The 647-nt window shown below is 47.4% G+C and carries 2 pseudogenes; one reads left to right on the forward strand and one right to left on the reverse strand.

Annotated elements, in window-relative coordinates:
• A pseudogene (locus tag ACFFXY_RS25335) lies at positions 1–355 on the forward strand (HD domain-containing protein); the annotation flags it as partial.
• A 198-nt stretch (positions 356–553) separates the two neighbouring features.
• Here the strand turns inward: ACFFXY_RS25335 and ACFFXY_RS25340 are convergent.
• Positions 554–647 (reverse strand): annotated as a pseudogene (locus ACFFXY_RS25340) (protease); the annotation flags it as partial.

Raw genomic sequence — 647 nt, forward strand, 5'->3', positions numbered from 1 at the left:
GTATAAAGCTAACATCGCTGACAAGGAAAATAAGGCGTGGAAGAGTCAACTCACCGGGTTATTGACTTCTGTATTACAGCCTCATTTCAAACCACATGAATTTGCCGTTGATATTGTCTCCGACTGCGCCTTTAAAGACCTGGATAAAACCGAAGTTAAGCTTTTGGTGAAAGATCTTAAGAACCGCTACGAAATAAAACCGTTAATTGAATGTGGTGATAAGTTAAATCAGTATCAAATCATCAAATATTGCATTCGGGTATTTGTTGACCGCGATATCAAAGAACGCGTAACTCCTGAAATAATCTATAAAATCAATGAAATAGTGGTCAAGCAGATCGCGTTGCTGAATTGATGATGCCCGTCAGGGCAGCGATAAATCTATCAGGGGCTGGTTTTTTAACCGGCCCCTGAAGATAAGCGGTAAATCGTGGCGCATCCCCGCCATCGGTATAACTTACAACAGCGCGTTTACCCGAGACTAAACACCGCGCTGAGGCATAGATTCCCGCAGGGGAGCGGGTGGCTCAACAAAAACGCCGGCTCAGTATGGTTATTCCGCCAGCAGGGCGGCGAATTTCGCCAGCCACTGTGGATGAGCCGGCCAGGCGGGGGCGGTAACCAGGTTACCGTCCACATGCGCCTGG

Source organism: Glycomyces mayteni (assembly GCF_042428885.1).
In the GTDB taxonomy this organism is placed as follows: Bacteria; Actinomycetota; Actinomycetes; order Mycobacteriales; family Micromonosporaceae; genus Glycomyces; species Glycomyces mayteni.